The 11,809-nt window shown below is 41.4% G+C and carries 13 protein-coding genes and 1 pseudogene; 6 read left to right on the forward strand and 8 right to left on the reverse strand.

Translation table 11 applies throughout. From position 1 onward, the window contains the following. The first annotated feature begins 534 nt into the window (after positions 1–534). The 6 genes from BO26_RS05245 to BO26_RS05270 all read left to right on the forward strand — a co-directional run bounded on the left by BO26_RS05245 (position 535) and on the right by BO26_RS05270 (position 7,087). Positions 535–1,857, forward strand: coding sequence for an SLC5/6 family protein (locus tag BO26_RS05245; RefSeq protein ID WP_036769577.1), 1,323 nt, complete (start codon positions 535–537; stop codon positions 1,855–1,857). A 675-nt stretch (positions 1,858–2,532) separates the two neighbouring features. Further along, positions 2,533–3,309 (forward strand): HisA/HisF-related TIM barrel protein, encoded by a 777-nt coding sequence (locus tag BO26_RS05250; protein WP_036769580.1) that lies wholly within the window; start codon positions 2,533–2,535, stop codon positions 3,307–3,309. 2 nt (positions 3,310–3,311) lie between these two features. Then, positions 3,312–4,517 (forward strand): phosphoribosyltransferase, encoded by a 1,206-nt coding sequence (locus BO26_RS05255; RefSeq protein ID WP_036769583.1) that lies wholly within the window; start codon positions 3,312–3,314, stop codon positions 4,515–4,517. Then, the gene (locus tag BO26_RS05260) at positions 4,517–5,179 is read left to right on the forward strand and encodes an HAD family hydrolase (protein ID WP_036769586.1); all 663 of its coding nucleotides are present in this window, start codon (positions 4,517–4,519) and stop codon (positions 5,177–5,179) included. The genes BO26_RS05255 and BO26_RS05260 overlap by 1 nt, the downstream gene beginning before the upstream one ends. A 203-nt stretch (positions 5,180–5,382) precedes the next feature. Then, positions 5,383–6,666 (forward strand): adenylosuccinate synthase, encoded by a 1,284-nt coding sequence (locus BO26_RS05265; protein ID WP_036769589.1) that lies wholly within the window; start codon positions 5,383–5,385, stop codon positions 6,664–6,666. Then, positions 6,659–7,087, forward strand: coding sequence for an NUDIX domain-containing protein (locus BO26_RS05270; RefSeq protein ID WP_036769592.1), 429 nt, complete (start codon positions 6,659–6,661; stop codon positions 7,085–7,087). The genes BO26_RS05265 and BO26_RS05270 overlap by 8 nt, the downstream gene beginning before the upstream one ends. A 129-nt stretch (positions 7,088–7,216) precedes the next feature. Here the strand turns inward: BO26_RS05270 and BO26_RS23050 are convergent. The 8 genes and pseudogenes from BO26_RS23050 to BO26_RS05305 all read right to left on the reverse strand — a co-directional run. Further along, a pseudogene (locus BO26_RS23050) lies at positions 7,217–7,312 on the reverse strand (IS481 family transposase); the annotation flags it as partial. Between the two features lie 287 nt (positions 7,313–7,599). Next, positions 7,600–7,899 (reverse strand): helix-turn-helix domain-containing protein, encoded by a 300-nt coding sequence (locus BO26_RS05275; protein WP_036769595.1) that lies wholly within the window; start codon positions 7,897–7,899, stop codon positions 7,600–7,602. Between the two features lie 34 nt (positions 7,900–7,933). Continuing rightward, on the reverse strand, positions 7,934–8,749 hold the full coding sequence (locus tag BO26_RS05280; protein ID WP_036769599.1) for an MrpH family fimbial adhesin: 816 nt from the start codon (positions 8,747–8,749) through the stop codon (positions 7,934–7,936). A gap of 35 nt (positions 8,750–8,784) precedes the next feature. Next, positions 8,785–9,330, reverse strand: a complete 546-nt coding sequence (locus BO26_RS05285) for a fimbrial protein (RefSeq protein ID WP_036769603.1) — start codon at positions 9,328–9,330, stop codon at positions 8,785–8,787. Positions 9,331–9,341: 11 nt separating this feature from the next. After that, entirely contained in the window at positions 9,342–9,833 is a 492-nt protein-coding gene (locus tag BO26_RS05290) for a fimbrial protein (protein WP_036769606.1), read from the reverse strand. A gap of 13 nt (positions 9,834–9,846) precedes the next feature. Then, positions 9,847–10,413, reverse strand: coding sequence for a fimbrial protein (locus BO26_RS05295; protein ID WP_036769608.1), 567 nt, complete (start codon positions 10,411–10,413; stop codon positions 9,847–9,849). Further along, positions 10,406–11,005: a fimbrial protein gene (locus BO26_RS05300; protein ID WP_036769610.1), complete on the reverse strand. Its 600-nt coding sequence runs from the start codon at positions 11,003–11,005 to the stop codon at positions 10,406–10,408. The genes BO26_RS05295 and BO26_RS05300 overlap by 8 nt, the downstream gene beginning before the upstream one ends. Before the next feature lie 30 nt (positions 11,006–11,035). Then, positions 11,036–11,779 (reverse strand): fimbria/pilus periplasmic chaperone, encoded by a 744-nt coding sequence (locus BO26_RS05305; protein ID WP_036769612.1) that lies wholly within the window; start codon positions 11,777–11,779, stop codon positions 11,036–11,038. Between the last annotated feature and the right edge of the window lie 30 nt (positions 11,780–11,809).

Here is an 11,809-nt window from a genome sequence, read left to right on the forward strand (position 1 = left end):
TTTCCTGCTGAATTTACCTGAACCATGCTATTTGAATAACCAACAGTGATATTCCGGCATGGTTCTTTTTGCAAGATAAAGGTAGTGAAACACTTCAATATTTTAGATTTAATCGATATAAATAATTATTTTATTCTGTTATATTCCCATTTCACCTATTTAATGCAATAACATCCACCATTATCTTTTTACAATTGTTTGTTTTTTTCACTTAAATTTTCCTTTTCACTGTTTATCAGACAATGAAAAGAAATGAAAATCAATTAATTACAATACTTCACCATGCAATTTATACCATTAAAAAACGATTTCCCTTTTTTGCACATAGTGGGTCAATTACCCTGCAAAAAGAAAACTTTCTCCATGAATATTCTTACTTATGTTTAAGAAGCAAAAGATTTCTCTGCATAGTGGACGATCATCCATATGTAATAAAAAATCTGCTCAAAATAGGGTTGTCACATCATTACCAACGTGCGGCAACTTTCCCCTATAACACCTAAATTTTTAACGGAAATAATAAGCGGAGCCATTATGGAAACGGCAAAAAATAATCATGCCATTGTCGCAGATTCTCCCGCAGCAAAACGGGCAAACATGACTGAAAACGAATGGCGAAATGCGATCAAGTTCGACAATACTGATGTTGGCTGGGTCATCATGAGCATCGGAATGGCAATTGGTGCAGGTATTGTATTCCTGCCAGTTCAAGTCGGTTTAATGGGATTATGGGTTTTCCTGCTGTCATCGGTGATTGGTTATCCAGCGATGTATCTGTTCCAACGGCTGTTTATCAATACGCTGGCGGAATCTCCTGAATGTAAAGATTATCCCAGCGTTATCAGTGGTTACCTTGGTAAAAATTGGGGCATTCTATTAGGTGCACTTTACTTCGTGATGCTGGTGATTTGGATGTTTGTTTACTCAACAGCCATCACCAATGACAGCGCGTCCTATCTACAGACTTTTGGTGTCACGGAAGGTCTGTTATCTGATAATCCACTCTACGGGTTGGTATTGATTTGTATTCTGGTCGCACTTTCATCCCTTGGTGAACGACTGCTGTTCAAATTATCCAGCGTTATGGTGCTGTCCAAACTATTCGTAGTCGCGGCACTGGGGTTATCCATGATCGGTATGTGGCACTTATATAATGTCGGCGCGCTGCCACCGCCAGGAACCCTGATAAAACAGGCAATCATTACACTGCCATTTACTCTGACTTCCATTCTGTTTATTCAGACCTTAAGCCCAATGGTTATCTCTTACCGCCATCACGAGAAAAATCGTGAAGTCGCCCGTTACAAGGCATTAAGAGCAATGAATATCGCCTTTGGTGTCCTGTTCTGTACCGTCTTCTTCTATGCCGTTTCATTCACCTTAGCAATGGGACATGATGAAGCCGTTCAAGCTTATGAGCAAAATATCTCAGCTCTAGCAATTGCCGCAAAATTCCTCCCCGGCGGCTGGGTAACAGTTATCAGTGTCTTATTGAACATCTTTGCGGTGATGACCGCCTTCTTTGGCGTCTATCTTGGTTTCCGCGAAGCTACCCAAGGCATCGTTATGAATATTCTGGCACGTCTCATGCCAACAGAAAAAATCAATGAAAACTGGGTACAAAAAGGCATCATGATTTTCGCTATTCTGCTGGCCTGGGGAGCGATTATCCTCAATGCACCGGTACTGAGCTTTACCTCCATCTGTAGCCCAATCTTCGGCATGGTCGGTTGTTTAATCCCAGCTTATTTGGTCTACAAAGTGCCAATGCTGCATAAATATAAAGGTGTTTCTCTGATCCTGATTATTTTCACCGGATTCCTATTATGTATCTCACCATTGCTGGCATTTTCCTGAATTGAAATAAAGATATTGATTAAGCAAAGCGCAGTCTGATAACAAGCTGCGCTTTCTAAACTTAACCCATTCCTGAAGTTTCATATTTATATTTCAGTTAAAAATAAGGATCAACCCTAAATTGGTTTGATTGCGATAATTTAATTTCCTGTCGATATTTTAAGCGCCTTATGCCATAAGACTTGAATATCTGATTTCATTATAAATAGTACATTGATTATTTATAATGAAAAAAATATATATAAAATAAAACATAGTGAAATTATATCAAACAAAATAGTATAAAAAAATAAATTATTAATATCCAAAATGGAATAAAAAACTATAATTATTAAACTTATATACATCATCCACTATAACCAGATGTGAAATCAGAATTAATTACCACAACCATTCAATTTAATTTCACTTTATCCATTGCCAAATTACCCCCTATTAAGTAAATATTAATCTAAGTAACTTAACAAAGTTATAAAAACCATTAAATCAATTAATTATTTTGTTGAGGAATTTTATCTTTTCATTATTGTTCATCAATGAAGCTTTGATTTGGTTCATTGCATTAATTAGCTCATTTCGATAAATCAAAAGGGACTTCTGTTAATCAAGTTAAACCCTGTAATCGTATTAATAACTAATTGTTATTAATTTAAAACTATATATTTGGATGCATCAATGATGAATAAGGAACCATTCGAGATATTTCCTTCTGTTGATATTGTTGACGGAGTCGCCATGACATCGAATTCTGCCATTCGATTAACCCGTGGTGAAAGCCCAACATTACGAAAACCTTTAGGTACCCCGGTCGAGGTTGCACTCGCCTGGCAAAGTGCCGGAGCGAAATGGATACATGTTGTTGATCTTGATGCCGCATCAGGAAGAGGCTCAAATAGCCACCTTATCGCTGATGTTATTGCTGCAGTGAATATCAATGTGCAAATCTGTGGCGGGATCAGGGATGAAGCGATTTTGAGCCGCATATTAGCAACTGGATGCCAGCGAGTTAATTTAGGAACAGCAGCATTAGAAAAACCAGATTGGTGCGCTCAGGCTATCGCAGAATATGGCGATAAAATCGCAATTGCACTGGATGTAAAAAGCACATCAGAAGGCTATCAACTGGCAACCCACGGATGGAATGTAAGTAATGGCAATCTCTGGGATGTCCTTGAGCGTCTTGACAAACAAGGCTGTCAACGCTACGTCGTAACCGACGTTGAACGAGGCGGCATGATGAGTTCACCAAACTTTACTCTATTGCGTGAAGTCTGTGCACAGACTTCATCACCCGTGATTGTAGGTGGCGGAGTATCCAGTCTCGATGATCTCCGTGCTCTGGCAGACATGTCTACCCTCGGTGTCGAAGGTGCAATTCTTGGTCAGGCTTTACATATTGGACTGGTTCCTCTCGAAGATGCCCTTGCCGCCACTCAATTACCGAAGAGCTGAATATGTCCAAGTCTCTATTTCCTGTTTTGGATTTTCGCTCTATAGGTTTACTGGGTGAGCTACGTGGCGTACCTGAAACGAACTATTTAACCCAAAAAGTGATGACACTTCCTGGTTTATTGACAAAGAAATCGGCATTTGTCGGTTCGCGCGGCGTTGCTTATTACGCACAGAAATCCTGCCATGAACTTCTGGCGACAACGAAATATTACACGCAGCACATCACTGAACTTCAATGTACAGACAAACAGTGTGCTGCCCCGGCAAAATACATTTTGGCCGATCATAGCCTGACAAAGTTGCTCAGAGTGGTTGATAGCTTATTAAGCTCTCCCCGGACTGTTAATGAAGAGATCATACCGTTTATTGATGGGATCAAAGAATGTGCCAGGGTTATCAGTTCAACATTGACCGGCACAGCATTCACTTTTTCACCCTCTTTGATCGATGACCTGAAATTGCCGCTGTCTACTGAACACATGGTACCCAGAACATTTATTGACGGGGATAACCATCTGTTAACTTTAGTTGCGGCACAAACTGATATCAATCCAAACTCTTCTGTCGTTGGAGTCATGTTAGGGGGATCAGCGGCTGCGGCAGTGACAGCCGCCGCATGGAATAGCGATCTCCATTTAGTGAAGGTTTCACGTTACGACGATGCATCACATAAAAGTCACCGTCTTTGGGGACGTGATATTCCACCAGGTCGAACGGTTACGATTATTGATGATAATTGTGGAACAGGCGATACCTTACGTCAGGCAACCGATCTGGTCATAGCACAGACCGGACTGCGCCCGAAAACACGAGCTGTCGAATTACATTGGGGAAAATTATTACGAACTCGTGTTTATGGGCATCCTGATCGGGTCTTTAACCCTGAAACATTGGATGTATTAACACCCTGGTGTTTCAGACATCATCGTGTCCTGAATAGTTTGGTCGATCAGATGTTAACGGATGGCAAGCACGCACATACAACCACGGCGGATTGGCTCGCCTATTCATACAGTTTGTTATCTATCCTTAATGACAGTCTGGCTGACTCCACATGGATAACAAAATTATTGCGTCTTTTATCAAGCCTGAGATCACAAACGTCGCTGAACAATGAACAGCCGATAGATGCATTTAAAGCTTTGGCATATCAATGCCCTGAGTGTTCAACCCGCAACAGTGAGTTTGGAAAAGGAGTAAACAAGTGATGACACCCGCACATATTATTTGGGACTGGAATGGGACATTGCTTAATGATGTCAATGCCGCATTGAATGCAACGAATTTTGCACTTGCTGAAATTGGTATTAAACCACTAACTCTGAAAGAATATCGGCAATATTATTGTGTTCCAGTACAAGCTTTCTATAAACAAGTGATTGGACGTGAACCCTCATCCTCTGAATGGTCAGTGATAGGAAAGATATTTAATCTTCACTATCGACCAGGTCTTCAGAAAGCCAGCTTAACTGAAGGAGCGAGCCAATTACTGGCTTCCCGACATCAAACCGGTGCAACTCAATCTCTATGCTCACTGATGCAACATGATGAGTTGTTACCTATGATTGATAATCATGGTATTGGCAAATTTTTCACCTATATAGATGGTAGAAATACGCCATTATTAACAACGGGCAAATCAGTGCAGTTAGCTAATCATATAAAAAATCTGAATATTCCACCTGAGCAAAGCGTTGTTATTGGTGATGCTACTGATGATGCAATCGCCGCATTAGCCGCAGGTACTCACGCCATTCTTTATACCGGAGGAACCCACAACAGGGTAAGTCTTGAAACCGCGGGGGTTCCCGTTGTTGATACATTAAGCGAAGCCTTATTAATAGCGGATTCGTTGGTATATAAACAATAAGCAGGAGAATACCGAAAATAATTAATTTTCTCAAATAACTATATAAGAAAAAATTCATCCGGTTGTTTGAAAGTTAATTATCCATAATGGAGTATTAATAGAAATTTAACATCATGATCTCAAGAGTAAACTTAGCATCTTTAAACAAATAGTAAGATATAAAATTATTATTTAGGATAACTCCATAAATAAGGAATAGATTTATGTTAATAGCTGTAGTTGGCCTTCAATTTGGAGATGAAGGCAAAGGAAAATTTGTTGATTATTTATCTGGCAATGTAAATAATATTGCTCGATTCAATGGAGGAGCCAATGCGGGTCATAGTGTGCAATGTGGTAATATAAGAGGTTCATTTTCTCAGTTACCCTCATCACTCAATAAAAAAAATTTATATATATGTCAGGGGGCATTAATCAGCCTGCCGATACTCATTAGAGAGATAGAATTCATACAAAGAGAAAATATTCATTCCAGCATATTTATCGATCCACGTTGCCATATCGTATTACCATTGCATGCTGAGCTAAATAAAGCATCAGAACAATATAAAGGAAAAAATAAAATAGGATCGGTTGGTGTTGGCGTCGGAGCCTGCATTGAAGATAAATATAATCGCCATGGCATTCGGCTTATTGATACTCTGGATAAAGAAAGACTAAGGAATAAATTACAATTTCTTTGGGATATTAGAGAGAAGCAAATTAACCATGTTTTTAGTGGAAATATCAGCTTAGATTTTGAAGAGATGTTAGAGGAAACGTATCAATATGGCAAGAAATTAGAACCTTATTTCACATTCACGAATGAAATTATCGGTGATTTACTGAATTCTGGTGAAGATGTTTTACTTGAAACATCACAGGCTACTTTCTTAGATAATAGTTTTGGTACTTATCCTTATACCGTAGCGTATCAGACCCTGGTTCAAACTTGCTTTGCAATGATAGGCATACCCGCGCAGAAAATGCATATTGTCGGTGTGATGAAATCCTATATGATTCGTGTAGGCAATGGACCATTCCCCACTGAATTATTGTCAGAACCGGCTGATTATATCCGGGAGCGCGGGAACGAATACGGCACCGTTTCAAAAAGACCACGGCGTTGCGGCTGGCTGGATTTATGCTTGATTAAACATGCGGTAAAACTCAACGGGGTAACAGAACTCGCTATAACGAATACTGATGTTCTGGCTGACTTACATGAAATAAAAGTCGCTATTGCCTATGAAATTGACGATAAAATCGTTTGTTGCGATGACGCATTATTACAGTTCGATAGAGTAAAACCCATCTATAAAATATTTAAATCCTGGGGTAAACTTAACTCGTCATATACACATTTAGCGCAACTTCCCGTTGAACTGATTAACTTCTTATCTTTTATTCAAGATTATGCTGGTATCCCAATCAAATATATTTCCTATGGGCCAGACAGAAATCAGACATTAGTAATGAAAGAAGAGAATGGAGAAAATAATGATTAACTATGTAACAGGATTTATGTTTTCTCAAGATAAAAAACATGTATCCCTGATTTCAAAATTACAGCCCAGTTGGCAAAACGGAAAACTCAATGGAATTGGTGGAAAAATTGAAGCAGGTGAAAATCCTCAGCAAGCAATGGCCAGAGAATTTGCTGAAGAAGCCGGCATTGAAACACGCCCAGAAGAATGGCGATTATTTACTGTCTTAACCCGCCCTGGCGTTTATCGGGTTAATTTTCTCTATATGTTTGATGATCGTGTTTATTCGGTAAAATCTGTTGAAAAAGAGATCGTCAATATTTATGAAACCAATATATTACCAGATAATGTCATCTACAATCTGCGTTGGTTAATTCCTATGGCTGCCGATGAACATCTGCGCTTCGACAAAGAAATAGAAATAACAGAAATGCGCGGTTAGATACGCTATATGGGTTTACACATATCAAACATTGAGATCTCAGAAGAAATCGCAGCTTAACTTGTATACAGGAGCAAAAAATAAGGCGTTTTACCTTTCAGGTCTGTAATAATTGTAAAACGCCCCCTATTCAGCCAATTTGGTCTCTAAATCTACATCCCCTTTATAATTTAATGATTGGTAAAACTCTTGCTTATCGGTAAGGTGGGAGTGTTCAACTTTCCCTATATACCCGTTATCTTTCAGGTTGCCTCTTTGTTGGCTGCACTCACTCACCACAAGAAACCAGGGAACCAGAAATAAAAACAGAACATCGTTATCATTCCGTAGAAGCCATGCTCAAGGTGCTAAATGATAAGCAATAAAGATAAGATTAATAGATAAGAACGAACTATTTATTTCCAGAAATGGCATCGCTAATTAATAAAAAAACCATGAAAGTGACCGTTCCATCGGTCACGCAACTCAACCATAAACCCGTTTATACATCCTCCTGTTTAAGCTGTTATCAATTAACAACCAAATTTACCCAATGTTGCTTCCGCAATCGGGATATATTGGTCCGTTAATTTATTAATATTCATCTTGGTTGCAGGGGAATAACAATCAAGGAAAAACCAATTTATCGGTGTATCCAATATTGAAGCTATCTGCACCAAGTGGGACAAATCAATTCGGTTTATCCCTCTCTCATAACGTGAGAGTTGTTGTTGGCTAATACCAATTTGTCCCGCCAATTTTACTGCGGTCATGCCTAATTCCTTCCTTCTTTTCTGAATACGCTTCCCTACTAATAGATGATCTTGTCTCATTTTCACCCAGCCTTTAACTTAAAAAAACACTCATTTATGGCATTGCCAAAATAATTGCGCCTGATCCTGAGAATGGCCCGGCTTCTACCCTGCCGTTTTTCTGTAAAATCGATTTCACTGTAACGGGTACAATTCCGCCAGCCGGTACAAAAATAGGAACGCCTTGTTCGCCTTTTCGGTCATTTAATAACAATTGGGCTTTCAAGCTTCCATCACCTCTTAAAGGTACCACCCCTCTATCTGGCCCTGTCGCGGTCACGATAATATTCATATCCCGATTACAGGTGATATTGATATTTTCAGATCGGGTTGCACCTTCTAATTTTGCTTCATCAATATTGCCGTAGTTAAGTTCAACCGAGCCTTCACTCACCTTACAAAAACCGATCGGTGGGGGAGCAACACCACATAAAGAGCCGGGCAATAGCCTTCCCCTAAAACCATTACGATCTGTTTCATAAAACAGACCGACACATTCCTGGTGAGACTCAATAGCCGGACCAACATGTTTTGCAATCCCAGTGATCGGGAAACTTGTTTGTTTCAATATCACCTGCTGAACTTGTTTCATTGTCCTGTAGCTTTCTACACGAATATTAAATAGTCTAAATGGTTGCCCTGAATAACCATCTACAGTATGACGGTGGTTAACAGATATCCAACAGGCTGAATAGCCATAACAAGGATTCGGCGTAAAATCGTCTTCTTCGTCCCAGCGTTCAATGACAAAGGTATAATATGCATTAGCCGGAGTACCTTCTGATTTAGTAATATACGAAAATATCGATGCCTCCGCCCCTGATGAGAACAGTGATAAAAGTACCAAACAAATAAGAAATAACTTTTTCATTTAGGTTACCTAATAATAAAATTAAAGCGGTGCAATTAGTCATAATTCAAATTAAACGTTGCAACAGCATGAAATGTGCCACGCTTAATTGTCTGGTTGGCGATTGCAGCCGGCTCAGCCTGCACATACGCTTTCAGTTCAATTAAGGTTTCACCCTCTTTTAGCGGGTAGGTACCCCCTTCTTTATTCAGTGGCAACCGTTTGCCTTCAGCAGTTTCCATACCAATAGCAATCCCAGAAGCCAGACTACCCGCTCCTAACGCTAATAAGCCCGGAAGCTGCGTATTCTCTATGCCACTGAATGTCAGTTTAATAGACTTGCCTACGCTAATATCGCATCCAGATAGCCTTAATTGAAAAAGCTCACTATTGGTCCGACCATGTTGGTACAAGTATTTTTCGGCAATAGTTCCAAAATCGAGTTTGATATCTTCATCACCCGGTTGAATCGTGCAGGGTTCTTCAACTAATGCACCATAAAAACGCATATTATCCGCCGCCTGTACCGCCTGATTGCAGTAAGTTGTGGTCGCAATAACCATAAAACCAATACGCAACACGAATAATTTAAAATGTTTCATTAGCTTTCCTTTCACTGGTATTCCGCCAGTAATGTCGCCGTTACTTCAAACACCCCTTCCGGTAATGTACTTCCCGGTTTTTTCACTGGTACAGCCTGTATTACCGGCGGTTTCTCTGATGTAACTGGAATACGCTTGTTAAGCGTAAATGCTTGACCATCCAGAGTGAGACGGATGCCCAAATTAGCAATATTGGTTTTCAGGGCAGCAGCATCAAATGAGGTTTGTGGCCCAATCACTGTCAATCCTAAACTCCAGCCAGAGGTATTAGGCACACATACCAACTGGTAATGCACTGGCCGGGTATAATTCACCCCATCCACCTTATGTATTCCAACATTGTGACCAAAATAGACATCAATCATATTGCCGTCATTGATAACACAGGGAGGTGGTTCAAGCAGTGTGCCGTGGAACCACATATTATCTGCCGCTCGCCCCGGCATTACACTGATCAAACCCAGGCAAACAGCCCAAAAAGCACGATAAATCAAATGATTCATTCGTATCTCCTGTTCACTGGTATTCAACCATCATGGTGGCTCCGGCGCCAAAACCGCCGCCTTTCAATACCGCGCTCATCTCTTTCACTGGCACCGCATGTAATTCAGGAAAATTGGGATAAGTAAATTTCATCCAATCATTCACAGGGAATTTCTGCCCGTTATGCATAACAGCAATCCCAAGCCCAGCACGATTGGTTTCTAACACCATCCGATCAAAATTGGCTGTGTTGCCCGATATCTTCATTTTCATTGCATTAGCCGGCATCTTTTCGCATTTCACTGTGTATTTAATGGGTTTCATGTAATTAACCCCATCAATCCGGTTAATCATCACTTCACCAAAATCCACATCAATGGTATTACCATTATTAATCTCACAAGGCGGAGGAGCGATAACAACCCCATAAATGTTGACCGGTGTTTTACCTGAAGGATCGTTTATCGGTATTGCCGCTACATTTATCCTTTTTGTCGGTAAATCAGCCGGAACACCGACACTGAACAAGCAAACAAACAGTAATACGCTCAATGTCTTCCGCCAATAATGCGGTCCTTTCATTCGCAGAGACCTAATCATAATTCACCCTGAAATCGAGATTTGCCCGGTATTGCCCGGTTCCCAGTGCTCTCGGTGTCCGTACCGGCGTCACGTAATATTCCAGACTGTCCTGCTCCGATGCGACAAAACGCGGGCGTCCCCGTTCCCCCAACCGGATATCATTATTCTCAGTGTCCGTTATCTGTAACCCCAATCCTGTTATACCCATTACTCGTACCAGATGGGGCCAATCCTGATCCGCGGGTGCCACAAAACTCACCGTTACCACCGGTTGTAAATGACTCCACGTCAGATTACCTGTCCGTGCATCACGCACGGCTCCTTTGGTCCGCAGACAGTCACGAAACTTCAATGTAAACGGTATCGGCGTGCCTTTATCCCCTGGACGACGTAAATCACTGCTCGGCGTCGTCCCCAGAACTACTTCTTGCCACTCAGAGGTCATATCCAGACGGCATGCCGCCTCAGTCAGCGTACCAAACACATGTAGTTCGCCATGATATCCCTCTATATCTGCATCTGCGGCTCGGTTATCTATTGCCTGACTCACCGCAACCGGTATCAGCAGGAGCACCAATGCCAGTGCACGGCCAGTCTGCTTTATGTGCATCACCCCTCCTCTCGGCGTAACCCACCACGATTAACGCTTAGCCACCTGGCAATGGTTCCCCACACAACTAAAAGTTAGTTGTGGTCGGCCTCCATAATCATTGATATACGTTAGCACTGGCGCTCCCCCTAATACCCCCGCACTACCGCTCAGCACTGCGCTGCCTTTTGGCGCTACCATCAACGGCTGAAAACCTGTCACCGTCTTCCCCTTAAGTTGGTTCGATGCATCAACCACCGTGATGTAATACGGTGTCGGATTATTTACCCAATACTGGTCACCCTGGCGCGTTAGGGTCATTTTTTCCTGCCACGGGTTATCTAACTCAGTGCGGCCAGCAAAAATCGCTTTTGGTCGATAAAACAGTTTTATCCGAGTTTGCAACGCAATCTGTAATGTGTTCGGTTTCTTACTACGTGGCGGAATCTCGCGCAGGTTAAAATAGAACAGGCTCTCCCGATCCTGTGGTAACTGCGCTATTGTTGGCAATGACTGTATTTTCACCTGGCTCTTTGCACCCGGTTCCACCCGCTGTACGGGCGGTGTCACCACCAGCGGGCCGTTGATTTTGTTTCCCTGTTCATCCTCTATCCAGCCCTGAGCCAAATATGGTAGCTCTTTGTTTTGATTGCTAATGTCCATACTGGTGGATTTTTCCTCACCGTTAAATACGATCCTGGTACGATCCAATGCAATAGCTGCCATTGCCTCACTGACCACTGACAGACTCAGGACCGCGATCGTTACTGCATTCATTGTGTTCTTCAATTTCATGCTCAATTACTCATTTTCAGAATATGTCAT

The organism is Photorhabdus australis DSM 17609, from assembly GCF_000711895.1.
GTDB classification, from domain to species: domain Bacteria; phylum Pseudomonadota; class Gammaproteobacteria; order Enterobacterales; family Enterobacteriaceae; genus Photorhabdus; species Photorhabdus australis.

Coding starts and splice junctions, on each gene's coding strand:
- BO26_RS05245 (WP_036769577.1), top strand. CDS start 535: ATGGAAACGGCAAAAAATAATCATGCCATTGTCGCAGATTCTCCCGCA.
- BO26_RS05250 (WP_036769580.1), top strand. CDS start 2,533: ATGATGAATAAGGAACCATTCGAGATATTTCCTTCTGTTGATATTGTT.
- BO26_RS05255 (WP_036769583.1), top strand. CDS start 3,312: ATGTCCAAGTCTCTATTTCCTGTTTTGGATTTTCGCTCTATAGGTTTA.
- BO26_RS05260 (WP_036769586.1), top strand. CDS start 4,517: ATGACACCCGCACATATTATTTGGGACTGGAATGGGACATTGCTTAAT.
- BO26_RS05265 (WP_036769589.1), top strand. CDS start 5,383: ATGTTAATAGCTGTAGTTGGCCTTCAATTTGGAGATGAAGGCAAAGGA.
- BO26_RS05270 (WP_036769592.1), top strand. CDS start 6,659: ATGATTAACTATGTAACAGGATTTATGTTTTCTCAAGATAAAAAACAT.
- BO26_RS05275 (WP_036769595.1), bottom strand. CDS start 7,899: ATGAGACAAGATCATCTATTAGTAGGGAAGCGTATTCAGAAAAGAAGG.
- BO26_RS05280 (WP_036769599.1), bottom strand. CDS start 8,749: ATGAAAAAGTTATTTCTTATTTGTTTGGTACTTTTATCACTGTTCTCA.
- BO26_RS05285 (WP_036769603.1), bottom strand. CDS start 9,330: ATGAAACATTTTAAATTATTCGTGTTGCGTATTGGTTTTATGGTTATT.
- BO26_RS05290 (WP_036769606.1), bottom strand. CDS start 9,833: ATGAATCATTTGATTTATCGTGCTTTTTGGGCTGTTTGCCTGGGTTTG.
- BO26_RS05295 (WP_036769608.1), bottom strand. CDS start 10,413: ATGATTAGGTCTCTGCGAATGAAAGGACCGCATTATTGGCGGAAGACA.
- BO26_RS05300 (WP_036769610.1), bottom strand. CDS start 11,005: ATGCACATAAAGCAGACTGGCCGTGCACTGGCATTGGTGCTCCTGCTG.
- BO26_RS05305 (WP_036769612.1), bottom strand. CDS start 11,779: ATGAAATTGAAGAACACAATGAATGCAGTAACGATCGCGGTCCTGAGT.